This is a genomic window from Rossellomorea sp. GAMAL-10_SWC, assembly GCF_049568075.1.
Taxonomy (GTDB): domain Bacteria; phylum Bacillota; class Bacilli; order Bacillales; family Bacillaceae_G; genus Gottfriedia.
Genome location: NZ_CP144911.1, coordinates 1,589,116 through 1,612,642 on the forward strand (window position 1 = coordinate 1,589,116; position 23,527 = coordinate 1,612,642).

Consider the following 23,527-nt stretch of genomic DNA (forward strand, 5'->3'; position numbering starts at 1 on the left):
AAATGGTCGATCGATCGGTATTTTCTAAATTGTCTATGCCTTGTGCTTTTTTAGATTGGGATGCTTTTGTTCAAAATGTGGATGATATTGCAGCTAAATCAAACGGTAAGAAAATACGAATTGCTACAAAATCAATTCGTAGTGTACAAGTTTTAAAATATATTTTAGAGAGCAATGATTGTTATGAGGGGCTAATGTGCTATAACCCCCATGAAGCAGATTTTCTTGCTGAAAATGGATTTGATAATTTATTAATCGGCTATCCAACAGTTGATGTAATAGGATTAAATAAAATTGCATGTCAAATAAAAAAGGGTAAAAAAATCATTTGTATGGTGGATCAGACTGAACAAATTACTATGATTGAAAAGATTGCAGCAAAAAATGAGATTGTTATTCCACTTTGTATCGACATAGACATGAGTACATCATATTTTGGTTTTCATTTTGGAGTTAGAAGGTCTCCAATAAAAGAACCTAAAGATTTAGTACCGCTACTAACACATATATTACAATCCTTGAATGTGCGCTTGGAAGGAATTATGGGATATGAGGCACAAATTGCAGGGGTTGGGGATGCTGCAAAAAATAGGGTATTGAAAAATAAAATAATCCAGTTTTTAAAGAAGAAATCATTAGGTGAAATAGCGAAAAAAAGAAGAGAAATTGTTAAATACATTGAAAAAGATGGCTACCATCTTGAATTTGTAAATGGTGGAGGTACTGGAAGTCTTCACTCGACGGCAAAGGAAAAAGTGGTTACTGAAGTAACAGTAGGCTCAGGATTTTACGCTCCAACATTATTTGATGAATACAGAAGTTTTCAATATCAGCCAGCAATTGGCTTTGCTTTACCAATCATTCGAAAATCATCGGAGAAGATTTTCACATGCACAAGTGGAGGATTTATCGCATCAGGTGCTGTAGGAAAAGAAAAATTACCAACTCCATATTCCCCAGATCATTGTACTTTATTGCCACTAGAAGGTGCTGGTGAAGTTCAAACCCCAGTTTTTTATTCAGGACATGAAGATTTAAAAATAGGAGAAGCAATTTTATTTAGACCAAGTAAGTCTGGTGAAATTGCTGAGCGTTTTTCTCATTTATATGTAGTAAGTAAAAATAAGATCATCGACCGGTTCACAACATACAGAGGAGATAGGGGGTGTTTCCTATGAAAAGTATGTTATGGAAAAACTGGTCTGGAAGTGTAAAGTTTAAACCAATTCAAGTACTGTATCCTTCATCGATTGAAGAAGTTGTAAACCTCGTTAAAAAAGCTAACTCGGAAAATAAGAAAATAAGAGTAGTAGGTTCAAGTCACTCATTTACTCCACTAATTTCAACAAACGACTATTTAATGTCACTAGATAATTTAAATGGCGTTATTTCAATCAACAAAGAGGAAGAAATTGCCGAAGTCTGGGCTGGAACTAAGCTTGAGCAATTAGGAAATGAATTATACGAATCAGGTTATTCACAAGAAAACTTAGGTGATATTAATGTTCAATCGATTGCAGGAGCATTTTTAACGGGTACACACGGCACAGGAATTGATCACGGAATTTTATCTACACAAATCGAAGAGATGACAGTAGTATTACCATCAGGTGATCTATTAGATTGTTCAAAGACAAAAAATACAGATATATATAGGGCATTTGGCGTGTCCTTAGGTTTACTTGGCATAGTTGTTAAATTTAAAATTAGAATAAAGCCTGCTAAAACGTATCGTTATGAGAGTAAAAAAATAATGATTGATGAAGTTTATAGTAATCTACTAAATTTGAAAAAAGAAAATGAACATTTTGAGTTTTACTTATTCCCATATTCTGATCATGTTCAAGTAAAGATAATGAATGAAACTAGAACGAAGAAGCATTCATTTAAATTAGAAAAATGGAAGGTAGCAACCATTGAAAATAAAGCATTCTGGTTATTAAGTGAATTTAGTAGAAACTTCCCAAAAAGTAGTTCTCAAATTAGTAAAATAAGTGGTAGCAGTGTTCCAAATACAAGGATGGTCGGACCGAGCCATGAATTATTTGCAACAACTCGAAATGTAAAATTTAACGAAATGGAATACAGTATTCCAGCTGAATATATGAATGAAGCGACGTTAGAAATACAAGAAGAAATAAAAAATAAACGATTTAACGTCCATTTCCCAATCGAATGTCGATTTGTAAAAGGAGATAATTTTTTAATAAGTCCTGCTTCGATGCGTGATTCAGGGTATATCGCAATCCATATGTATAAAGGAATGGATCATCAAGACTATTTTAATAGAATAGAAGAAATTCTTCAAAGCTATAACGGCAGACCACATTGGGGAAAAATGCATTCGATGAATATAGACAAACTAAATCACTCGTATCCATCATTATCTAACTTTCTTACTATACGAAGACTATTAGATAAGAATAATATTTTTGTGAATGCTTATTTAGCGAAATTATTTAAGATTGAATAATAGTTGTTTGTAATAAGTCTTGCAGTTAAATGATTTAATAGTTTTCAGCTGTAATATCTTAATTATATAAGTGGAAATAGATAAAAGTACGAACATTAAGTGAAATTAATTAGAAAACTTGGCCTAATTAATAAGTACTATTCTAAACAGCGTGAAAATGACTGAACAAGCTTCAGTCATTTTTTTATGAAAATCTAATTGAAAATATTTATCAATTGTATTATGATAAGTAATGAGAAAAGTTATCAATATCTATTACATATATTTAATTTAGATTTTTCGGGGGTATTTTCATGAAGAAGCAAACTACAATGATCGCAATTTCGCTTGCTACAAGTTTAATGATGGCAGGTTGTGCACAAAAAAGTGAAGAAGCTAGTAATGTAAAAAAAGAAACAAAAGTAGAAGCAAAAATAAATTTAGATTCAGAGATTAATAATTATAGAGATTTCGTAGTATCTCAAACGGAAGAGTTCGTATCAAATACACAGAAGTTCGTTGATGCAATTAATGCAGGAAACATGGAAGAAGCAAAACGTTTATATCCAATTAGTCGTTCATATTACGAAAGAATTGAACCAGTAGCAGAATCATTTGGCGATTTAGATCCAAAAATCGATGCACGTGAAGGTGATGTACCTGCTAACGAGTGGACTGGCTTCCATAAAATTGAGCAAGTTCTTTGGGTTCAAAATACAACAAAAGGTCTTGAAAAATATACAGAACAACTTATGAAAGATGCTAACTACTTAAGAGCAAAAGTAGAAACAGCTGAAATAGATCCTGTATTATTTGTAACTGGTCCAGTGGAATTATTAAATGAAGTATCATCTTCTAAGGTTACTGGTGAAGAAGAGCGATATTCTCATACTGATTTAGCTGATTTTGCAGCTAACGTAGAAGGTTCAGATAAAATCGTTCAATTACTATCTGAAAAATTAAAATCAAAAGATGCTGATTTAGCTTCAACAATTGAAACAAGATTCAGTGAATTAATGACAACATTAAATACTTATAAAAAAGGTGATCAATACGTTGATTACAAACAGTTAAAAGAAGATGAAGTAAAAAAATTAGCTCAACAAGTAGATGCATTAGCAGAACCGATTTCTCAAGTTGGGTCAACATTAGGGGTTAAATAATATGAAAAAATTAGAAACAAATAAAGTTTCTAGAAGAGATGCATTAAAACTTATTGGAGTTGGTGGAGCTGGTATACTTATTGGTGCAACTGGAATTGAAGCAGCTACTGATAAGGTAACTAATTTCTTTTCACCAGCTAAAGCGGATGCAAGAGAGATTCTTCCGTTTTATGGTAAACAACAACAAGGTATTACTACTCCTGCTCAAGATTTTATGTATTTGGCGTCATTTAAACTAGAAACTACTTCAAAAGCAGATGTCAAAACATTGTTTAAAAAATGGACGGAAGCATCAGCTTTAATGAGTGAAGGTAAGGAACTAGGTGATTCTGAATTTCCTTCATCACCACCAATAGATACGGGTGAAGCAACTGGTTTACAACCAATGAAGCTTACGTTTACATTTGGAGTTGGACCTTCGTTTTTTGATCGATTATCAATTCAATCAAGTAAACCATCGGGGTTAAAAGATTTACCTCATTTCCCTGGTGATGATTTAAGAGAAGAATGGAACGGTGGAGACATCGTAGTTCAAGTTTGTGCAAACGATCAACAAGTTGCTTTTCATGGTATAAGAAACTTGATTCGAATTGGACGCGGAACGGTTAGTTTAAAATGGATGCAGCACGGCTTCCAACGTTCATCTGGAGCGGATCCATCTAGTAGTACACCTAGGAACCTAATGGGCTTTAAAGACGGTACTGGAAATCCAGATACTAAAGATGAAAAAGAAATGAACACACATATTTGGGTGCAAAATGGTGATGGTCCAGCTTGGCTAACAGGTGGTTCTTATCTAGTTGCAAGACGTATTCGTATCCGTGTTGAGGAATGGGATCGTAGTTCATTACAAGATCAAGAACAAACATTTGGACGTCACAGAGCATCTGGTGCACCAATAGGTGAAAATAGTGAATTTGCTAAAATCGATTTAAAGAAAACAGATGATAATGGGAAATTAATGATTCCTGCAAATTCACATGTGGCTTTAGCAAAAGGAAACGGAAAAATTAAAATTTTAAGAAGATCTTATTCATATACTGACGGACTTGATATCCAAACAGGAAAATTAGATGCAGGCTTACTATTTGTTAGTTTCCAAAGAGACTTAGAAAAACAATTTATTCCTTTACAAGATAAATTAGCGAAAATGGATTTATTGAACGAATACATTGAGCATAATGGTAGTGCAGTATTTGCATGCTTCCCAGGGGTTAAGAACGGAAGCTATATTGGTGAAGGATTACTTTAGTAGGTGAATTGCATGAAAAAAAATATACTTATAATAGCTAGTTTACTATTTTTTAGTTTAATAATTAGTCCGTTTCATAAAATATTTGCTGAAACTGATCTTCAAGAACAAGTACTTTCACATATTGGTAACTCTTTAACAGAAGTTAAAAATGGTGAAAAAGAAAAAGTAAAAACAGATTTATTAGCGATTAAAGATTTAATTAAAAATGGGAAGAAAACTTCAAAATTAAATAAACTAGTTGACCAAGCGATTAAAGATATTGATCAAAATGAACTTTCAACAGTAAAAGATGATATTCGCGGGATAGCTTTTGAAACAGAAAAGTGGATCGAAAATACGAATGATAAAAAAGATCTTTCTCAAATTAATCTTACTAAACTAGTATCTCATTTAAATAATGTTAAAACTTTATCAAATGAATCGAATTGGGAAAAAGCACAATCAGAGTATAAGCTTTTTGAAATTGAATGGTCGAAGGTAGAAAATGATATAAGAAAAGCAAACAGTGGTTTTTATGGTTCAATCGAAGCAAATATGATTACTTCAAGGTCAACATTGTTTACTGAAAATCCTTCAATTACTAAAATAAATGATTCTTTTACTAAATTAATTGATGTATTGAATAATCCAAGTAGTGACTCAACAAAAGAAGTAAGTATTGAGAAAGCAATTAAACTACTCGATCAAACAATCAATGATGTAGAATCAAATGATACAGAGAAAGCACAATCAACATTTAATGAATTTATACAAGATTGGCCATATGTTGAAGTAATGGTTCAAGCAAATTCAATGGAATTATATAAGAAGATTGAAAATGATACATCCATTGCATTAACTCAGTTAACTGAAAAGCCAAAATCTGCAACAACGATGAAAACATTAAAACAAATTCAAAACAATTTAAACTTAGCTACGAAGAAAACATCTTATACGATGTTTGATGCAGGAACTATTGTATTTCGTGAGGGTTTAGAGGCTTTAATTATTATTTCTGCTTTACTAGCATTAGTGTCAAAAGGTAAACAAGAATCAGCACGTAAGTGGATTTTCGTTGGTGGTGCTTTTGGTATTCTAGCTAGTTTAGTAGCCGGTTTATTATTCCAGTTTTTATTATCAAAAATCTCAGCAGGAATTAGTAATCAATTAATTGAAGGGATCTCTGGTCTAATTGCAGTTGTTTTCATGTTAACAGTTGGGTTATGGTTGCATAAACAATCTCGTCAACAAGAATATGGTAGTAAGATGAAAGAAAAAGCAAAAGCAGCTATCGCAGGCGGAGGAATTCTTTCATTAAGTTTACTTTCATTTTTCGCAGTATTTAGAGAAGGTGCCGAAACTGTCGTATTCTATATCGGTATGAGTTCTTCAATTACAGCGAAAGAATTGATTACTGGTTTTGCAGGTGGAATTATATTACTTGTTATAATTGGAATTTTCATCTTAAAAGGAAGCAAATTTATTCCTTTAAAGCCCTTTTTTACAATCGCAAGTTTATGTATTTATTACTTAACGTTTAAATTCATTGGTCAAAGTATTCATGCATTACAAGGAATTGGCTATATGCCAGACCATATGAGTACTATTTTTCCAACAATACCTAAATTAGGGATTTATCCATCCCTTGAAAGTATCATTCCACAACTAATTTTATTACTATTTGTGATTTGGTTGTTCGTTGGAACAAGAATCAAAAACAATAATAAGTCAATTGCTGCTTAAAACAGTATAAGTATAAGAAAACAGACATAATTGTCATTCAAATAGACAATTGATGTCTGTTTTTTATCGTCTTTTCAGTTTTTAAAGGTCCAATCAGGCTAGCGGAATTCATTTTATAAAAAATTGGAAAATTATGAGCTAAAATATTTAAAAATTCTTTTAAAAGAGATAAGATAAGATTAAAGAAATATACAGGTTTGTCATAATAATATTATGTAAACTAGGTGATGTAAGGAGGATATTTAAAATGATTCAAAAAGCTACATTTGCAGGTGGTTGTTTTTGGTGTATGGTAACACCGTTTGAGGATTTACCTGGTATACATGGTATTGTTTCAGGTTATATGGGTGGAGTATTAGAAAACCCTACGTATGAAGAGGTTAAAAAGGGGACTACTGGTCATTATGAAGTAGTTCAAATTACATTTGACGATGAATTATTCTCATACAAAAAACTATTAGAATTATTTTGGCCACAAATTGACCCAACAGATCCAGACGGTCAATTCCAAGATAGAGGTTCACAATACCGAGCTGCAATCTTTGTTCATAATGATTCACAACTTAAGGAAGCAATGGAATCAAAAGAAAAATTAATTGAAAGTAATATTTTTAAGAAACCGATCGTAACTGAAATATTACAGGCAACTACTTTTTATGAGGCTGAAGAGTATCACCAAGACTATCATAAAAAAAATCCAAAACACTATAAAGAAGATAGAGCGATGTCTGGAAGAGACGAATTTATTGAATCAAATTGGAAAAAGTAGGCAATGAAACAATAGAAGCTCCATTAGAGCTTCTATTATTTTTAAGGGTGCATAGGAATATTTGTCTATTCTAAAAAAATACAATCCTTATATCTGCTCTCGGATGGAGGTATACTATGGAAACAAATCGAAGGCTAGTGACGATCGGGTTGTTGGTAGCTGTTACATTGTCTGCGATTGAAGGGACGATTATTACAACTGCCACACCTACTATCACTACAGAATTATCTGGTGTTAAGTTGATGAGTTGGATTTTTGCAGCTTATATGTTAGCAATGACTGTAACAACACCGATTTATGGGAAACTATCGGATTTATATGGTCGCAAAAACTTATTAATGTTTGGTATCATTTTATTTATTTTAGGTTCAGTTTTATGTGGTTTTTCACAAAATATGGGTCAATTAATATTATTTCGTACAATTCAAGGACTAGGTGCTGGAGCTGCATTACCTTTAACGATGACGGTAATAAGTGATTTGTATCCATTCCAAGAAAGGGCTAAGGTGCAAGGATATATTAGTGCAGTATGGGCAGTTTCAAGTGTAATCGGTCCATTAGTTGGAGGATTTTTTGTAGACTTCATTTCTTGGCGTTATATCTTTTTTATTAATTTTCCATTCGGAATCATTTCTATTATTCTATTTTGGAAATACTATCACCAAAAAATTGACCGCAAAAATAATATTTCAATTGATTATTTAGGGTCCATTCTTTTTATATTAAGTACTTTATCAGCTTTATATGCTTTAGTTGTAGGGGGAGAACAACATAACTGGACTTCTCCGAATTTACTTTTCCTTTTTGCATTTGCAATTATTTTATTTGCGTTATTTCTTTTTGTTGAAACAAGAGCAAAGGAACCATTATTACCACTTTCTTTATTCAAAATCCGTCATTTAGTTGTAACATATGCAGCAATGTTTATTGCACATGCACTTCTAATCTCGATCGAGGTGTATTTACCAGTTTATAATCAAAGTGTGTTTGGATTAAGTGCGACACAGTCAGGTTTAATGTTAATTCCACTTTCATTTGCTTGGACATTAGGTTCATTTTTATCTGGTCGTTTCATTAAGAAAATGAAGGCAAGAAATATTATCCTATTAGGTGCTTTCTTATGTATTATAGGTGCCTTAGGGATGAACTTTTTCCATGATTCAAAAATATTAATTTATCCATTTAATGCATTTTTAGGACTTGGCTTCGGATTATCTTTTCCAATTTATATGATCCTAATTTCATCAGCTGTAGGTATGAACCAAAGGGGTATTGCAATTGCCGCAAATTCCTTTTTAAATACTTTTTCGCAAACAATTACGGTTGCTGTGTTAGGAACCATTTTTACGATAAAGGCATCTGAAGTATTGAATGGTCAAAAATTAGTACTTAATGCTCATAATCAAATCAATCATCTATCGACAGTAAAAGCTGTAACTGCTGGTTTTGAAATCATTACTTTATTTATGGCGATATTTAGTATTATTACGTTTATTTTCGTCTTATTTTTACCGTCTGAACAATCTGAAGAAAAAAAGGTTGAAACAGCACACTAATATAGAAAAAGAAAGCTGGGAGAGAATGAACAACACACTTAAAGGGATTTTGTACGGTGTACTTGCATATGTGGTTTGGGGTGTCTTACCAATTTATTGGAAACTAATTCAAGATATTTCACCTTTTGAAATATTAACACATCGTATTATATGGTCTTTTGTAACGTTAATACTTTTCATTCTTCTTACAAAAAAATTAAAGCAATTCAAAATTACTTGGAAGCAAATTGTAAGTAATAAAAAAGTATTAGTTTCAATGATTGCTATTTCACTATTAATTAGTACCAATTGGCTAATCTATATTTGGGCGGTCAATTCAAATCATATTCTTGATGCAAGCTTAGGCTATTATATTAATCCATTAGTTAGTATTATACTTGGTGTAATCGTATTGAAAGAGTCACTGTCAATTTGGCAAATCGTTTCAGTTTGTTTAGCAACAATAGGGGTAGGATATTTAACAATCATGTCAGGTACGTTACCGATCGTCGCAATACTTTTATCTTTAACATTTGCCTTTTATGGATTATTGAAAAAGATTTTAAATATCGACTCTTTTTTAAGCCTTACAATAGAGACTTTATTAATTTTTCCAGTGGCCTTACTATACTTTGGATTCCTAGCTTTTAAAGGCCAAGCAGGACTTGTACAAAGTGCACCAAATGAGCAATTATTAATAGTAGGTGCTGGTTTAGTAACAATTATTCCTTTATTGTTTTTCGGTAAAGCAGCACAATTAATTCCGTATACTTATGTTGGATTTTTGCAATTTATATCACCGACTATTAGTTTATTAATTGGGATTTTATTATACGATGAAAGTTTTTCAAAAAAAGACTTCATCTCATTTTCATTTATTTGGTTAGCTTGTATCGTATTTGCGATTTCAGCTACACCGTTTATGAAATCCATTGAACAAAAACTTAAAAATCGAAATAAAAAACAATCAATTTCTGCCTAAAAATACATTATGTTTGTAGCATTGAAAGGAGTAAAAATGGCTGTAAGTAAAACGAATGCAATGAGAATGTTAGATTCAAAAAAAGTTAACTATACAACCTTAAATTATGACTCGAATGATGGAAAGATTGATGGGGTTTCTGTAGCAAATAAAATTAATAAAGATCCTGAATTAGTTTATAAAACACTTGTATCAATCAGTCAATCTAGGGCGATTTATGTTTTTGTTATACCAGTCGAAAAAGAATTAGACTTAAAATTAGCAGCAAAGGCTGCTGGAGAAAAGAAAGTAGAATTATTGCCAGTGAAAGACCTTTTAGCAAGCACAGGATATGTTCGAGGTGGCTGTTCACCAATAGGTATGAAAAAGCAATACCCTACTTTTATTGAAAAATCTGTTAATAATATAGAAGAGATTATTATTAGCGGTGGAAAAATAGGTATACAACTTCAGTTGAATGCAAAAGATTTAATACAAACAACTCGTAGCAAAATAGCAAAAATTTCAAAATAAACGAGTCTTATGAGGGATCAAAATGGTAGGGTATTTTATGTTTTATTTAGTAATCGTAAACATTGTTTCATTTGCAATTATGGGAATTGATAAGTCTCGGGCAAAAAGAAAAGCATGGAGAATTCCAGAACGCATCTTATTTTTATTTGCAATTATCGGAGGTTCGATTGGTTCAATTTTAGGAATGTATTATTTTAAACATAAAACAAAGCATCCAAAATTTGTTTTTGGTTATTGGATCATCCTTTTTATCCAATTTGTTATCTATTTTTTCTTCCTGTAATTTAATGGGATAGTCTTACCTTAATTGTATAAAATATTTTTATGACAATTTAAGGAGGCGAAAGAAATGGGACGTGGAAATGGTGGAAGAAAAAATAACGCCGGTCAAAAACAACCAAACTACGAAGATAAATCAAATTTATCTGAATCAAAAAAAGCACAAAAGTAAAAAAGTTAGCCTGTGATCACTTGGTTGATACAGGCTTTCTTATTGGAAGTGGAGAATAAAAAATGAAAAACGAATGGTTTTCAAGAATTAAAGGAATAGATATAGAAGAAGTCTCAAATGAAAATATGACGATCTATTTTATAAAAGAAGAAGATTTAAATGAGGCTAAAAAGGACTTAAGTAAAAAAATACAATGGCCAGAAAATTGGTTAATAATTGGCTTCGATGACGAAACGGATGATGTTATTTTCATCAACGAGGAATCAGGGGAAGTATGTACTGCCTATGAATTTGAACGAAAATGGGAAGTCGTTACTCTGTATTCAAGTTTGAATGAATTTTTAGCTGCTTATGGATATTGAATTTTAATAAAATTAGGGTGTTCCAAAAGTGAAATGGGACACCTATTTTTATGGGGAGTTATGCGTGGCAAATAAAAATAACAAAACTGCAATTAAATCTATGATAATCGCGAATAAAATTTATAATTACCTGTACGGGTTAGGGGATTATGACTTTAAAATTGTAAGATTTGTTGATACTTTTATATTATTTACTAGTAAATATGTTCTAATTAATAGTAAATTCATTAAAAATCTATCCATTACTTAAAAACGAGATCGCTTAGATCACCTACATATGAAGAGCGCTGTTGTAATACCCCCGATTACTCCAATTAAAATAATGAAAAAGAGGCACCTCTGTGTCAGTCAACCTGACTTTTGAGACAGCCTCTTTTAATTACATTGATAAGTTTTGGGACTCATTTACTAAATCGGTTTTAGATTTTTTGTCCTTATATAATAATCTAGCAAGAATTAAGAGAGAAACCGTTCCGAAAATTAAAACCATATATTGTAAACCAATAGTATCTAAAAATAGTCCTGTACTTAAAAGGACAATCTGGAATGTTACTCGGTCATACATACTTCTAAATGAGAAAAGTCGACCATGATATGATCTATCAATTGAAGTTTGGAAAACAGTTGAACAAACAGGAAAGAAGCAACCAACTGAAAATCCGAAAATGGCAAATGAGATAAGTGTCAACCAATGGTGATCTGCAAAGAAAAGTGATAGCTGAGCAAAAGCTACTAAAAAAGTTGAAAAGTATAATAATTGGTTATTCGTATATCTTTTTGTTAATCGTTTAATAACAAATGCTCCAATCATGAATGAGATACCTTCACTTGTATAAATAAGGCCTTTAACTGAAAGATCATGTTGAAGATCACTTATTTCGATTACCATTAAATTAAATCCGCCAAGAAAAAGTACCGGAATCAGGTTTAAGATAAATAAATTTAAGATTGTTGGACTTTTTCTTATGAGTGCAAATATTTCAGCGAATCCTTTATCAGATTTAGATTTATTTGTTTTTTCTACATTAATTGGTTTAATCATAGGTTCTTCAATTCGTAAAAAGAACGTCATTAAAAACAAAAATGCATATGCCAGCATACTCATTCCATAAACATTTGTGAGACTAGTTGATACAACTAAAATACCACCAATTGAAGTTCCGGCAATTCTTGATATTGTAGAAATATTCATATGAATGCCATTTAAAGTTAATAACTGTTCGTTTTTCACAATCATTGGTATAACAGCTTGAAGCGCTGGAAAGTAGAATGCAGCAGAAATTTGCAGCATAACTAAAAATAAGACCATGAAAATAATACTTTCGTATTGTATTGCAAAAAACATAAGAATTACACTTAAAGTCCGACCTAAACCACTAATTAATAATATCCTTTTCTTTGAATATTGATCAATTAACCTTCCAGCCAACGGACCAACAAAAACTCCTGCTAATAAACCGAAAAAAAGAATTAACGATTTAAAGAAATCAGAAGGTACATGTTTTTGCATAAATTCCAAATTTCCGATAATTCCGAACCAAAGACCTATACCAGCTCCAAACTCACCGAACAACACGATCCAAACGTTTCGGTTTTTCCACATAAAAAGTTCTCCTCATTTACCCTTAATATTATTCGACAAAATCTATTATCTCATCAATAGTAAAAAAAGACTATGTAATATCGAAATAAAATAGAAAAAGTAGAATATGGGTTTTGATTAATTTGGTTGTTGAAGTGGTGCTTGTTTAACTAAATGGCAGTTTAGTTGAATAAGGAATGATATAATAATGCCTAAAAAGATTAGTATTTTTCATAAGGAGAAAATAAAATGGATACTAATAATTTAAGAAAATGGTCAGTAGAAAATAGTGTGGAGCAGAGGACAATTAAAGGATTCTGGGAAAATATTAATTCATACAAAGAAGAAGATGAAGAAGAATTTCAAGAAAATTTCGGAACTCATTTTGATGAACATCAATTAACAGTTGATTTAAAAGGGATATCTTTGCATATAGACCAATGGGATAATACAAAAGTTTATGAAACAATCTCATATGGTTTTGATTTCGTTGTGTCACTTATTCCAATTGTTTACAAAAATAAACATTTAGGTGATTATAAGATGCTGTTTACTCTAAAAGGAGAAATATTTGATGACTTCTTTATTATTTTTTAGATATTTTCTATATTTTTTTATTCAAATAACTATGAAGTGAAGCTTATGTTTAAGGTTAAAATTATTATTTTTAGAAAGGTTCTAACTAAATGGATAAAGCAAGGTTTAGGGATAATGGAGAATGGATTGGTGATTTTTATAATCATATTCTGGTCGAATGTCCACAATGTAAAAAGGGCACAAAAATAACCTGGGTGGCAGATAAAACGAAATTAAAGTTAGTTTGTCAAAAGTGTGGAATTGTTTCAGGAACGAACTTTATTAATAGCATCGGTGGAGAAGAAAGTTTGTGGTTACAGACACTTTGTTGCGGCAAAACACTATGGGCATATAATGAAGAACATCTAGATTTTTTAGAGAACTATGTTAGTGCAAGTTTAAGAGAGCGTGTACCAAACATTAATAAAAGTTTAGCGAGTAGATTGCCTAATTGGATTAAAAGCGCTAAAAATAGAGAAGAGGTTTTAAAAGGTATTAATAAACTAAGAAAAAAATTGAACGAAATATAAATAAATATTTCAAATCTATGCAACTAACGCATGCTTTAGTTGCATTAAATTAAAGTAGTTATTACGCCATTTTTTTTAAATAATTGGTGTTTTGGTTCAATAAGTTATCGGTATAATTAGAGAATAAAGTGAGGTGTATTCTATGGATCAAGAGGAAAGACAATTTGCAATGAATACACTAAGGAAAATGTTTATTGGAAGCCAATTAGACGGGATTAAATTTGGTTTAAGTCCTGCCACTACATATGTCTTCTTTATGCATTACAACGATCATGAACCAGACCAAGTATGGTTAAATATTGAGTCTAAATGGAGTGTCTATCCTCGCAACACTACTTTATTTCCAAACTCAGAAGAAGATATTGAAGATATGACAGAAGATGAACTGTTCAAGTTATTATACGAATTAAGAAGAGAAGAAGTAATTGATATTTGTATAGGCAATGATTCTCCGCACCTTTACATAACATTTAAATCGGGAAAAATTTTATTTCTTAATGGCTTTCATGAACAATATGAATGTTGGCAAGCTGGTGATGGTCAAGCATTCGGTGGAGAAGAATGTTTAGTCGTAGCAACACCAGGAAACGGAATTTCAACTTGGTTTCCCGATAAATAATAAAACCTTATTGAACTAACGCAATGCTTTAGTTGTACAGGATCAAACTTTTTAAAGGTGAGAAAAAATATGAAAGTACTTAAACATTATTACCAATGGCTCTTTAAGAGGAAATCGAATCGTGATTTAAGTGACTTAATAACAACTTCTTTAGGACTGTTTTTATTAATGGTAAACGATTTTTTTAGCATTTCTTCTGATAATATTGTAATTCCTATAATTCTTATTTTTGTAACGTTTAATACTATTTTTTTACTAGAAGACATTTTTCAAATTTGCTAGGTTCAAAAAATAGAGATATCCCTTTAATTATATTTGGAATAATATTAGTTTTAATTTTGATATTATCAATTGTAATTAGAGATTTCATCGAAGGAGCTCTTTAGAATACCTGCTTATGCAACTAACGCAGTGCTTTAGTTGAAAATCACGAGTTGCTTGAAGCTCGTTTTTTTATTGATGTAAATGGCAGTTTAGTTGCGTAAGAAAAGGACTTCGTGAATATTTAATAGAACTTATTTAGTATATTGTAAAAAGTAGAAGTATTATTTAATGTAATGTCTATATTTAATGAAAGGAACTGATTTCATTGACCAAAAAAGTAAGAGACATTATGAAATATCGAAAAATCTCATTAGCCTGTTTATTCAGTGCAATGTTTATTTTTGTATTAGATTTTGTAATAAACAGCATGTTCTTGGTGAAACTTGCTTGGTTACTTATCTTCCTATTTGTAGCAATAACAATCATATTCTGGAGATGTCCACAATGTAGAAAGAGACTGCCACTTCGATTTAATATCAATAAAGACGTACATGATTATTACCGTTGCCCTTATTGCGAGAGAAAGTTTTTAGACGGTGAAATCGTTGAGTAATTTCAATGAAGTTGATGTTAGCTTATTCAACTAATGCGTTAGTTGGGATTGTTGAACAAGGGCATATAATTTATAGATAAACAGTAAGTAGACAAGGAGCTAACAAATGGAACAAGCAGGTTTCTATTGGGTTGGTCTCATCTTCTGGGGATTAATTGGTTCTGGATTGTTTCTTTTGGCATGGGGTCTTTGGAAAAAATCTTGGAAGTCTTTTCTATTGAGTGGAATGGCGTTATTTCTTCCCATGTTATATTTCGGTGGTGCAAATAATTGGTTTAGATTACTTGCCCTTCTCCCTTTATTTCCTTTTGCACTAGCTTTTTACACAAAAAAAAGATTTAAAAATACAAAATATTGAGTGGAGTGTTGTTGAACTAACGCATGCGATAGTTGAAGATCATGACCTGCTAATTTGCGGCTTTTTTTATTCAACAAAATGGCAGATTAGTTGAATAAATAGAGGACTTCGTAAGTAATTAATAGAACTATGTCGATTCAATCACATATACATTCGTAATGTTATTTCTTCCAGCTTGTTTAATGATTTATTCTTCATTAAATTCTAAGAAAAGGTTAATGTTATTTGCTTTTATTTGGTCGATTCCTTTTAGTATTTATTTTGCTTTGACACCTGGAATTTTTGCTATATTTGGAATTACCAGCATTTGTTATTATGCAAGTTATATTTTTAGCGGAATAGAAAAGAAAAGAACTATTGAAGATTAATTTTATTGAACTAACGGGTGCGTTAGTGAACTAAAGGACTTAATCGTTAAACACGGAATAAAATTACTAACAAATACAATTTACGAATTTACCTTATTTAATTGGGAGGAGAATCCTCTTGAAAAAAACTGGTCGAATCTTTATGGCTTTTACATTAATTTTCGTTTTACTGGGGTGCAGTAAAGAAAAATCAACTAACGATCTAAATCAGAATGATCAAACAACGGTACCCGAAAGATGGGATGGACCGACGGATACAAGTGTAACATCAAGGGATCTTGGACTTTGTGGAAAGTCAAGAGTAGCAAAAGAAATTAATTTACCTGGTTTCATAACAACAAATTTTACTGGTGAACATATTACGTATCGTTCAAGTGATGAGGTAGTCCAGTTTTCACCTGAACTTATGGTGGTTTCTGACTATAAATTAGAACATCTGTTACTTTTGAGAAAAAAAGATTCAATAGATGAAATATATATAGGTCAACTTAATAATAAGAATAAAGTAACAACGGTAGTTGTATATAAAAAGGGAGCTTGTAGTTAGATGTAGACTTTATAAACTTTCCTTGTACAACTACCATGGGAGTACGATATAATAAGCTTCCATTCACTGTTGTGAATCCGAGGATTCATGGATGGCTAACGCATGCTTTAGTGTAACAAGAAACGGCTACTTCGGTAGTCTTTTTTATTCCACTAAATGGCAGTTTAGTTGCATAAGAAACGAAGAAATATCTTTCTAGTGCAAGCAAAATATTCGTTGATTAATAAAGTTTGAATTGATGTTTTTCTACAAAATAAAAACCATGTCAAATATCCATATAATAGAAAGTAGCTTACATCAAAAACTACTGAGTCAGGAGTGAGACATATTAATAAGTACATAAAAATTATTATGATTTTTATTCTAGCTATTACTTTATCAGCTTGTAATGCAAAAGAAGCTGTGAGTGTAAAGTTAGGAAAAACAAAATTAACAATTATCAAATATGTTGAGACTGGAAAGACCTCCAAATTAGCTGATAAGAAAGATACTAAAAAGGTCTATGAAATCATAGAGGATTTAGATGAACCTTTAAAAAAGAATAATTCAGGTTTTCAACAAATGGAAACAACTCATGCTCTAGTATTTGTTTATGGTAAGGATAATACCGATAATTATAATATGTGGATTGTTCCACCAGATAATAAAAGGAAAAAACTATCTGTAATTGTCCAAAAACAAGATTACAAATACTATAAATTATCTCATAAAGATGCAAAAACGATGTTTGATATAGTTAGTAAATAATAAAGATTGACAAAGATGATATGCAACTAACGCATGCGTTAGTTGAACAACATGAGTTGCTTTGGCAGCTCATTTTTTTATTTAACAATATGGCAGTTTAGTTAAATAAGAATTAATTAAATAACTTTGAGAGTGTTAATGATGGGATTATCATTTCAGTTCAATAAATTACATATAATGGAAAATGAAGGAGATGGATTATGAGAAAAATTTACTTGTTGTTTTCATTTACCTTATTAATGTTAGTTGGTTGTTCAAATGATTCCCTTCATTTTAAAGGTGAAAGCACAAATTGGATTGGCACGTACAAATCGACAATAGATGGGGATAACGAAGATGGAGCTTATGTAATAAAGTACAAGGGGGAAAATCCAGAAAAAATAAAAGTTTTAAATATCGTTATTAATGGGGGAGAAATCGACTTTAATGGTGATGGGAAGGCACTAGACCAACACAAAGAAATATCTTTACCCAATAGATGTACAGATTGTTTAACAACTAGAGATGATAAAAAAATGAAAATTGACATAAAGTGGGACGGTAAAGAGGAAACTATTACGTTAAAAAAAATGACTAAAGAGTGAACCTATGGAGAATATAATATGGGTTAATGCTAGCTACAAAGAGGATAATTATATTTTTGAAACGCATCGACAAGCAGAAATGTGGGCGGATGCATTATACCCAGATTTTGGTCTATATTTATGTTCTAATACAAATGTTGGATACGCTACTCCTGATGAAAAAGTAATAAAATGTTTGGCAGAACTTTTACCCGAATGGATAAATTACAATAATACGAATGGTAGTATTTGTAAAGCTGAAGAAAAAATAGATGGAAAAATCCTATATAAAATTTGGGTGAAAAAATAAATGTATCTATTGAACTAACGCATGCGTTAGTTTTAATTGAAGATCACTAGAGGCTGCTTAGCAGTCTTTTTATTGTGCTATAAGGGAATTGAATTGTTACATAAGGGGAGGGGAAATCAAATTGACCGTTTTCAAAAAAATAGTGATTTTTTTAGCAATAGTTATTTTAATAATTTTAATTGGATTCAAACCTTTTATAAAGCGAAACCCACCATTAGAAATTGGTATTATTGGTTGGACAGAAAAGAAACATGGAGTAGTTATTCAAATAGGTAATAAAGGTTGGAAAAAAGTTTATATTACAGATATATTAGTAAATTCCAATGAACGTCCATTAAATGTAAAAATTCAAGTAAGTAATCCACTAAAACCACTGATTATAACAGATTCATTCACGGATAAAGAGGCGAAGAATTATGTGTATAAGAATATAAACTCAATTAGTATTGAACCGAATACGTCACCTTCTTATATTTTAGAAAAAGAAAACAATGGTACTGCAACAGAAAAAGATAAAGTTTATGGTATTAGTGTATTAGATGATAAATCGATAAATAAAATAATTATTAAATATCATTATATGAGTATTCCATTTGTAAAAAAAATTTCTGTTAGATGACATATAAAAATATACATTTCCTTATGTAACTAACGCATACGTTAGTTATATAGGATTCTAAAAATGTTGTTATAGTAAATGAGATCATCTGAGGTACAAAAATAGGATAGAAATTGCAGATATCACTTCTGCTTTTCTATCCTTCGTTTTTTTTCATATAATGTGTGACTTTAAATAAAAACACTTAAATATACATAATTTTTCTCACTTACTTGACTTTCAATAAAATATTTTCCAAAGTTTTTAGTTTTACTAAAATCCTTCATCTTGAGATGAAAAAGGTATATGAAGTCTTTGCTCAACCACACGAAGTCGCTGATTTAATCTATTTAAGCGTCTAGTATGACGTTCTGAAGTTTGTTGAAGTTGATTTACTTCCCTGTTTAGCTGATTTACTCGTCTTTCTAACTCAGTTATACGTCTAGAAAAAGATTGAAATTGTCCTTGCTGTCTATCTACGTCATACTCATCTTGATAGGTTGGTTGATTATATTGATGTTGAAAGTATGAAGATTGAGGTGGATAAGAGTAATAATTACCCTAGTAATACAAAGATATCGCTCCTTCCATATATGATAACAAGATAAAATATGTAGGCATATGAAGGATGGAAACGGCTCTAGCCTAATTTACTTAATGAAAATTTAATGTTATGAGGTTAGGTTAAAAAATGGACATTATGAAGAATTAATAAAAATAGAAAAGAATTGGTTTTATGAGTATGCTTTTCTACTTCAACAATTAGTGCAATTAAAGAATCTAATTGATGAAGAATGTCATCTTGATCAAAAGTATTTTTCTCATACTCTTCATTTTCTTCATAATCACCTTCAACGTACATACCTGTAGGTGTAATTGTATTTGGAAAAAGCAAGTTATTTGCAAGTGGTAAGAACATTTAACGATACAAAAAAAATATTCGTTACCTTTTTCTTATTGATTATAACACTAAAAAATGATAATGATAATCGATGTCATTTAATGTTATCTTTATTGAGGAGGTATTATCGTGTTTATCCAATTTTTTAGGGGAAATCGTTTTGTATCACTGCTTCTAACTGTATTTCGAGTCTATCTTGGATGGGAATGGCTTAATGCTGGTTGGGGAAAAATCTCCAGTGGCAAATTCGATGCTAGTGGTTTTTTAAATGGGGCAGTAAACCAGGTATCTGGTGAACACCCTGCTGTTCAACCCTGGTGGGGAAATTTTTTAAAAGAAGTTGCATTACCATACGTTGATCTTTTTAATGTTCTAGTTCCTTGGAGAGAATTTTTAGTGGGTCTCGGATTAATATTAGGTATTTTCACATCATTTTAAATACTTATGAGTCTTACAATGAACTTTGCTTATATGTTTTCAGGAACAACAAGTACAAATCCCCAAATGGTTTTTCTAGGAATATTTATTCTTGTGTCAGGAATGAATCCAGGAAAAATTGGATTAGATTGTTGGTTAATGCCAGTACTAGGAAAATTGATATATAAAAGAGATGGTAATGAAAAAATTTCCCAAAGTGCATAATGACAATAGCCCTTCTCATAATTCGAGAGGTGCATTTCGCTTATTAGTTTCATTTTCACATAATTAATAAAGTACCGATGAAATTCATTGTTTTAAGGTCGCAGATTGGAATAATTCATTATATTTTCAATATATTTGGAATGGTAAATGGGATTACGCCAGATCCAAATGTTACAATGTTATCCCAATTGATACAGGTATATTTTGGACATGGAATACTTTATCAAATCATTATTTGATTTACTTTTATCATTCTAATCTTAGCAGTTAATTCGACATTTACAGGATTTTCACAGTTAGCAGCAATTGTAGCAGCTGATGGATATTTACCTAGAGGATTAACGAACCGTGGAGATCGTTTAAGTTATTCAAATGGAATTATTGCACTTGCAGAAGCAGCAAGCATGCTAATAATCGCTTTCCAAGCACATACAAATGCATTAATTCCATTATATGCCATAGGTGTATTCCTATCATTTACAATTGCGCAATTGGGTTTAACGAGAAGATAGAAGATTGTCAAAGGTCCAAATTGGCAAGTGAAATTAGCAATTAATACGATCGGTTTAATTGGTACATCCGTTGTTACGATTATTTTTGCTATTACAAAATTTGTAGATGGAGCATGGGTTGTACTAGTCGTTATTCTAGCTATTATACTATTCTCTTTAGCAATTTATAAGCATTATCAAAATGTTGCAGAGGAATTACGTATCGGTCTAGATACTTTTAAACCCAAAGTAAATAAAGTCATAACAATTATATTAGTATCTGGTACACATCGCGTTGTTCATAATACACTTTCATTTGCCAAAGGGATTTCTAATGATCTTCTTGCTGTTTATGTTGGTTTCGATGATGAGGCTACCAATAAGATGGAAGAAAAATGGGGAAATCCTTGCAGATTAGTTGTTCTAAAAAGCCAATATCGATCCGTACTAGAGCCTCTTTCTAGATTCATTAAATTAGTGGAAGCAAAAGAGGAAAATAGTCAAATTCAAATAGTCATACCACAATTTATTCCTACGAAGTGGTGGCATAATATAATTACACAATTAAACAGCATTATTGCTTCGTTTATGGCTAATCAGAAATAAAGATGTGGTCATAACTACAGTTCCATATCACTTAAAAAAATTATTAAAGAAAAGCATGAAATTTTTAGGGTTTCATGCTTTTTTTGTGTGATTACTGGCATATTGTTATATATCAATTAGAAAACTACTCGACTAATTCAGCTAACGCATTGCGTTAGTTGAACAGAGATGGACTGTGTCGGAGTTGAATTATTTTATTAAATTTATAAAAGACACTCCTGGAGTGTCTTTTCAAATAGTTTAATAGCTTAAGTCATAATATAGTTTTTATATTATTCTCTTGCATCAATAACTGTACAACGCATTGCGCCTCTTCTTAATGCGCGTTCTGCTTCTTCTAATGAAATTCGTACAAAAACAGCTCGATCCATATCATTTTCCACATCAAAAAGAGCAAAAGCCTGACGGTTCGTTATAAAGATACACTTGAATTCTGCTGTTACGTCATCTTCTCTAGGAGCAGTGTTTCTTATTTCACAAAAATGAAGTCCTGCATTTTTAAGTCTTTTTGCTGTTTCCATATTAATACGAATGATAACAAATACCTCTAAATCTACTCCAGGAACTTCTGATTCTATTTCGACAACTGCAAAAAAACGGTTCCCTACCCTTAGAAGACAATTGGCACCAATTTCGAAAATTTCTTTTTCATTCATATAACCACGACCTTTTTTAAAGTTTTATCTACAAATACTCTTCTCTTCATTACTAAAAACTGGTGGAATTTATTCAATGAGATTCACTAGTTCTTATATCTGTTGAGAGGAATAACTAGGTAACTAGTCTCTTTCATCATATTCTATAGTGGACAGATGGTTACCGATAGACAAACTATGAAAATACCCAATTTTATACAAGTAATGATAAGTCCAATGCTTTAAGAAAATGACTTATTGAGCTAACTGGCAGGATAGTGCAAGAAGCAGCGAGGGATTTTAAACTCTTTTCCATAGACATTTCCATATATATACTGATAGAATAATCAGAAATATATTAGAGGTGGAATACAATTGAAAAAAAGATTAGGATGTCTACACGCCCATTATTCAAATATTGAGTATATCGAAAACGCACTCTCTTCTTATGACATTGAATTAATACATTTTGTTGACCCCGCATTAATGTATCGAGTTACATCAGGCGAGAATTTTAAAGTAGCAGATGCTCAAAACAAAGTTAAAGAGCAAATAGAGTGGATTGCCCAATGTTATGTTGATGCTATTCTCATTACTTGCACAAACTATATTGCAATTTTAAAGGAAGAACAACTCTCAATATCAGTGCCAATTATAAAAATTGATGAGCCATACTTTGAATATATTTGTAATATAAAGCAACCTCAGACAATCCTATTTACAAATCCTGCAACTGTTAATGGGACTATGGTGCGTCTCAATCAATATGCTTTTAATCATCAGAAATCTTTAGATATAGAGGTAATTGTCATTAACAATACTTTTGAATTGATAATGCAAGGTCTAAAACACGAATATAATCAAGAAATTTCCAATTTCCTAAACCAAATTATTAAAGAAGATAAAATTATCTCCGTTGCTCAATTATCTATGGTTGATGCATCCCAAGAGGTTGAAAATAAGACATCTAAGCATATTATTAATCCTTTGGATAAATTAATTTCTTCCATTGTTAATCAGTTAAAAATAGACAAGAAATCTGTAGTAATCTGATTTTTCTTATTCAACTAAAGGGTGCGTGTGAGGCCGAGCATAGGTCGTATCATATAGCGGGTGGGATTCCCGTCGAGAAAGAACTAGCCATTCTCTATGGGTCCTACCGAATATTTCGAGGTGGAAGCTGGGCAGAAGTAGCTAGAGGTTGTGGCGCATCATGTCGTCGTCGTAGCCATCCGTCATTTTACATAGACGATCTTGGATTCCGTCTTGCCCGGTCTTTTTAAATTCCTCAATGGATGGGACAGATATTAGTCAATGCTTAAACTTTCTTTATTCAACTAAATAATGCTTTAGTTGAACAAGAACCACTTCAA

General features: G+C 31.3%; 27 protein-coding genes and 3 pseudogenes. 26 read left to right on the forward strand and 4 right to left on the reverse strand.

The window, feature by feature from the left end; translation table 11 throughout:
• Positions 1-2: 2 nt before the first annotated feature.
• The 11 genes from V5E38_RS07715 (at position 3) to V5E38_RS07765 (ending at position 11,204) form a co-directional block, all read left to right on the forward strand.
• The gene (locus tag V5E38_RS07715; RefSeq protein ID WP_499212794.1) at positions 3-1,178 is read left to right on the forward strand and encodes an amino acid deaminase/aldolase; all 1,176 of its coding nucleotides are present in this window, start codon (positions 3-5) and stop codon (positions 1,176-1,178) included.
• Positions 1,166-2,473 carry a D-arabinono-1,4-lactone oxidase gene (locus tag V5E38_RS07720; RefSeq protein WP_499212795.1) on the forward strand — a complete coding sequence of 436 codons (1,308 nt, stop codon included), beginning with the start codon at positions 1,166-1,168 and terminating at the stop codon, positions 2,471-2,473. The genes V5E38_RS07715 and V5E38_RS07720 overlap by 13 nt, the downstream gene beginning before the upstream one ends.
• 293 nt (positions 2,474-2,766) lie before the next feature.
• Positions 2,767-3,615: an EfeM/EfeO family lipoprotein gene (gene efeO / locus V5E38_RS07725; protein ID WP_499212796.1), complete on the forward strand. Its 849-nt coding sequence runs from the start codon at positions 2,767-2,769 to the stop codon at positions 3,613-3,615.
• Position 3,616: 1 nt separating this feature from the next.
• Positions 3,617-4,867 (forward strand): Dyp-type peroxidase, encoded by a 1,251-nt coding sequence (gene efeB / locus V5E38_RS07730; RefSeq protein ID WP_499212797.1) that lies wholly within the window; start codon positions 3,617-3,619, stop codon positions 4,865-4,867.
• Between the two features lie 12 nt (positions 4,868-4,879).
• Positions 4,880-6,592 (forward strand): FTR1 family iron permease, encoded by a 1,713-nt coding sequence (locus V5E38_RS07735; RefSeq protein WP_499212798.1) that lies wholly within the window; start codon positions 4,880-4,882, stop codon positions 6,590-6,592.
• 250 nt (positions 6,593-6,842) lie between these two features.
• Positions 6,843-7,361, forward strand: coding sequence for a peptide-methionine (S)-S-oxide reductase (gene msrA, locus V5E38_RS07740; RefSeq protein ID WP_499213536.1), 519 nt, complete (start codon positions 6,843-6,845; stop codon positions 7,359-7,361).
• A 116-nt stretch (positions 7,362-7,477) separates the two neighbouring features.
• Positions 7,478-8,917 (forward strand): MDR family MFS transporter, encoded by a 1,440-nt coding sequence (locus tag V5E38_RS07745; protein WP_499212799.1) that lies wholly within the window; start codon positions 7,478-7,480, stop codon positions 8,915-8,917.
• Between the two features lie 25 nt (positions 8,918-8,942).
• Positions 8,943-9,878, forward strand: coding sequence for an EamA family transporter (gene rarD, locus V5E38_RS07750; RefSeq protein WP_499212800.1), 936 nt, complete (start codon positions 8,943-8,945; stop codon positions 9,876-9,878).
• Between the two features lie 36 nt (positions 9,879-9,914).
• Positions 9,915-10,391 carry an aminoacyl-tRNA deacylase gene (gene ybaK / locus V5E38_RS07755; RefSeq protein ID WP_499212801.1) on the forward strand — a complete coding sequence of 159 codons (477 nt, stop codon included), beginning with the start codon at positions 9,915-9,917 and terminating at the stop codon, positions 10,389-10,391.
• 22 nt (positions 10,392-10,413) lie between these two features.
• Complete coding sequence (locus tag V5E38_RS07760) at positions 10,414-10,674, forward strand: DUF1294 domain-containing protein (RefSeq protein WP_097977681.1); 261 nt, start codon at positions 10,414-10,416, stop codon at positions 10,672-10,674.
• A gap of 230 nt (positions 10,675-10,904) precedes the next feature.
• On the forward strand, positions 10,905-11,204 hold the full coding sequence (locus V5E38_RS07765; protein ID WP_499212802.1) for an SMI1/KNR4 family protein: 300 nt from the start codon (positions 10,905-10,907) through the stop codon (positions 11,202-11,204).
• Positions 11,205-11,583: 379 nt separating this feature from the next.
• Here V5E38_RS07765 and V5E38_RS07770 read toward each other — a convergent pair whose 3' ends face one another.
• Entirely contained in the window at positions 11,584-12,807 is a 1,224-nt protein-coding gene (locus V5E38_RS07770) for an MFS transporter (protein WP_499212803.1), read from the reverse strand.
• Between the two features lie 228 nt (positions 12,808-13,035).
• On the opposite strand from V5E38_RS07770, the gene V5E38_RS07775 reads away from it, so the two are divergent.
• From V5E38_RS07775 to V5E38_RS07820, 10 genes are all read left to right on the forward strand, one after another.
• A complete protein-coding gene (locus V5E38_RS07775; RefSeq protein ID WP_499212804.1) occupies positions 13,036-13,383 on the forward strand; it encodes a hypothetical protein in 348 nt (115 codons plus the stop codon).
• An 89-nt stretch (positions 13,384-13,472) separates the two neighbouring features.
• Complete coding sequence (locus V5E38_RS07780; RefSeq protein WP_499212805.1) at positions 13,473-13,892, forward strand: hypothetical protein; 420 nt, start codon at positions 13,473-13,475, stop codon at positions 13,890-13,892.
• Between the two features lie 142 nt (positions 13,893-14,034).
• Positions 14,035-14,511, forward strand: a complete 477-nt coding sequence (locus V5E38_RS07785) for a hypothetical protein (protein ID WP_499212806.1) — start codon at positions 14,035-14,037, stop codon at positions 14,509-14,511.
• Between the two features lie 613 nt (positions 14,512-15,124).
• Positions 15,125-15,388, forward strand: a complete 264-nt coding sequence (locus tag V5E38_RS07790; protein WP_499212807.1) for a hypothetical protein — start codon at positions 15,125-15,127, stop codon at positions 15,386-15,388.
• A gap of 106 nt (positions 15,389-15,494) precedes the next feature.
• A complete protein-coding gene (locus tag V5E38_RS07795) occupies positions 15,495-15,746 on the forward strand; it encodes a hypothetical protein (protein WP_499212808.1) in 252 nt (83 codons plus the stop codon).
• 486 nt (positions 15,747-16,232) lie between these two features.
• On the forward strand, positions 16,233-16,661 hold the full coding sequence (locus V5E38_RS07800) for a hypothetical protein (RefSeq protein ID WP_499212809.1): 429 nt from the start codon (positions 16,233-16,235) through the stop codon (positions 16,659-16,661).
• 318 nt (positions 16,662-16,979) lie between these two features.
• Entirely contained in the window at positions 16,980-17,408 is a 429-nt protein-coding gene (locus V5E38_RS07805; RefSeq protein ID WP_499212810.1) for a hypothetical protein, read from the forward strand.
• Positions 17,409-17,608: 200 nt separating this feature from the next.
• Entirely contained in the window at positions 17,609-17,992 is a 384-nt protein-coding gene (locus V5E38_RS07810) for a hypothetical protein (RefSeq protein ID WP_499212811.1), read from the forward strand.
• Between the two features lie 4 nt (positions 17,993-17,996).
• Positions 17,997-18,281, forward strand: coding sequence for a hypothetical protein (locus V5E38_RS07815; RefSeq protein ID WP_499212812.1), 285 nt, complete (start codon positions 17,997-17,999; stop codon positions 18,279-18,281).
• A 121-nt stretch (positions 18,282-18,402) separates the two neighbouring features.
• Positions 18,403-18,900: a hypothetical protein gene (locus tag V5E38_RS07820; protein ID WP_499212813.1), complete on the forward strand. Its 498-nt coding sequence runs from the start codon at positions 18,403-18,405 to the stop codon at positions 18,898-18,900.
• 252 nt (positions 18,901-19,152) lie between these two features.
• Here the strand turns inward: V5E38_RS07820 and V5E38_RS07825 are convergent.
• Both V5E38_RS07825 and V5E38_RS07830 read right to left on the reverse strand, forming a co-directional pair.
• Positions 19,153-19,431: pseudogene (locus tag V5E38_RS07825) on the reverse strand (hypothetical protein); the annotation flags it as partial.
• 127 nt (positions 19,432-19,558) lie between these two features.
• Positions 19,559-19,798, reverse strand: coding sequence for a hypothetical protein (locus V5E38_RS07830; RefSeq protein WP_499212814.1), 240 nt, complete (start codon positions 19,796-19,798; stop codon positions 19,559-19,561).
• A gap of 111 nt (positions 19,799-19,909) precedes the next feature.
• Between V5E38_RS07830 and V5E38_RS07835 the strand changes: the two are divergent.
• The 3 genes and pseudogenes from V5E38_RS07835 to V5E38_RS07845 all read left to right on the forward strand — a co-directional run bounded on the left by V5E38_RS07835 (position 19,910) and on the right by V5E38_RS07845 (position 21,519).
• Positions 19,910-20,422 (forward strand): annotated as a pseudogene (locus V5E38_RS07835) (DoxX family protein).
• Positions 20,423-20,679: 257 nt separating this feature from the next.
• Positions 20,680-20,934, forward strand: coding sequence for a hypothetical protein (locus tag V5E38_RS07840; protein WP_499213537.1), 255 nt, complete (start codon positions 20,680-20,682; stop codon positions 20,932-20,934).
• A gap of 27 nt (positions 20,935-20,961) precedes the next feature.
• Positions 20,962-21,519, forward strand: coding sequence for a hypothetical protein (locus V5E38_RS07845; RefSeq protein ID WP_499212815.1), 558 nt, complete (start codon positions 20,962-20,964; stop codon positions 21,517-21,519).
• A 272-nt stretch (positions 21,520-21,791) separates the two neighbouring features.
• Here the strand turns inward: V5E38_RS07845 and V5E38_RS07850 are convergent, their stop codons facing one another.
• Positions 21,792-22,175: a hypothetical protein gene (locus V5E38_RS07850; protein WP_499212816.1), complete on the reverse strand. Its 384-nt coding sequence runs from the start codon at positions 22,173-22,175 to the stop codon at positions 21,792-21,794.
• Between the two features lie 348 nt (positions 22,176-22,523).
• Here V5E38_RS07850 and V5E38_RS07855 point away from each other — a divergent pair, with 348 nt between their 5' ends.
• Both V5E38_RS07855 and V5E38_RS07860 read left to right on the forward strand, forming a co-directional pair.
• A complete protein-coding gene (locus V5E38_RS07855; protein WP_499213538.1) occupies positions 22,524-23,207 on the forward strand; it encodes a hypothetical protein in 684 nt (227 codons plus the stop codon).
• A gap of 92 nt (positions 23,208-23,299) precedes the next feature.
• Positions 23,300-23,437, forward strand: a pseudogene (locus tag V5E38_RS07860) (SUMF1/EgtB/PvdO family nonheme iron enzyme); the annotation flags it as partial.
• Positions 23,438-23,527: the final 90 nt, after the last annotated feature.